Below are 597 nucleotides of genomic sequence, written 5' to 3'. Positions count from 1 at the left end.
ATAGCACTGTGGCACCACCTGATCCCATTCCGAACTCAGAAGTGAAACGCAGTAGCGCCGATGGTAGTGTGGGAGTTCCCATGTGAGAGTAGGACATTGCTAGGCTTCCAATTAGAAAAACCCGTTACTAACGTAACGGGTTTTTTGCTTTCTGACGTTTAAAAATACAGTATTTATATCTTTAGAGCAGTAGCGCAAACAGTAGTGTGACTTATGTTCGACATGCCCATGTGAGAATAAGACATTGCTAGGCTTCTATTTAGAGAAACCCGATTCGAAAGAGTCGGGTTTTTTGCTTTCTAACGTTTGAAAATACACCATTTATAACTAATTGAGCAGTAGCGCCAACGGTAGTGTGACTTATGTCCGACATGCCCATGTGAGCCTAGGACATTCTCCGATTCTAATTAGGTCGCTCTTTGCCATCCTTGGCAACGCGACATTAGTATATCCCTACACGTCAAAAACCCGTTTATTAGACGTCAACTAACTTGTCCGGTTGGCGTCAATTAACTTGGCCGGTATTTGAATTTAGTTGCATAGCTTGTTTTTTTCGGTAACTTTCTCCTTTTATTTGATAGATATCACTGTGGTGAA

The 597-nt window shown here is 41.9% G+C and carries 1 rRNA gene; it reads left to right on the top strand.

From position 1 onward, the window contains the following. A 5S ribosomal RNA gene (gene rrf / locus H4J75_RS19690) occupies positions 1 to 105 on the top strand; the annotation flags it as partial. Positions 106 to 597: the final 492 nt, after the last annotated feature.

Origin of the sequence: Colwellia sp. BRX10-1 (assembly GCF_014077545.1) — a bacterium.
In the GTDB taxonomy this organism is placed as follows: domain Bacteria; phylum Pseudomonadota; class Gammaproteobacteria; order Enterobacterales; family Alteromonadaceae; genus Colwellia_A.
Note: the sequence above shows the minus strand (reverse complement) of the source record. Positions and strands in the feature narration are given on the sequence as shown.